Source organism: Microbacterium sp. BF1 (assembly GCF_019279095.1).
Taxonomy (GTDB): Bacteria; Actinomycetota; Actinomycetes; order Actinomycetales; family Microbacteriaceae; genus Microbacterium; species Microbacterium maritypicum.
This window is the reverse complement of record NZ_JAGYWT010000903.1, coordinates 1-518: the sequence shown is the minus strand read 5'-3', so window position 1 is coordinate 518 and position 518 is coordinate 1. Positions and strand designations below refer to the sequence as shown.

Sequence of the window (518 nt, the reverse complement as noted above, 5' to 3'; positions counted from 1 at the left end):
GTCGACGGGCGGACTCGGCGCCCCCCTCCCCGCGGCCCATCGCCTCCAGCGCAGCTCCGATGTCCTCGTCGTAGGTGGCGAGGTCGGCGACGTAGCCGGGAGTCTGGCCGTCGCGCAGGCTGCGACCGTACTTGCGCAGGTCGAGAGCGAAGAAGCGGGCGCCACGTGAAGTCCAGAACCGGGCCAGCCGCTTCTGGAAGAAGTAGTCGGACCAGCCGTGCACGTACAGCACATCGACCCCGTCGAGAAGCGGTCGGCGGCCGCTCGCCCGCGCCCACAGGCTCGGCCTCCTCGGCAGTGCGCGCACGAGGGTCGCAACGACAGGCCCCTGGTCATCCGTGCCGAGATCGAGCGTCAGCTGCTCGAACTCGTCACCGAGAACATCCGGGATCCACTCGGTCATGCGTTCCTCCCCCGTCGTCGCCAGGCTAGCCGAGCGCGCGACCGGGTGCGGGAGGCCCGACCGTGACGGCTCTACTCGCCGCGTGAGACCCGGACCATCTCGTCACGCGGGACGA

1 protein-coding gene is annotated in these 518 nt (G+C 70.5%); it reads right to left on the bottom strand.

Features of this window, described 5'->3' with window-relative positions:
• A partial coding sequence (locus KZA10_RS17470) for an alpha/beta hydrolase (RefSeq protein WP_374196623.1) occupies nt 1–403 on the bottom strand: 403 nt, incomplete at its 3' end.
• Nucleotides 404–518 lie beyond the last annotated feature (115 nt).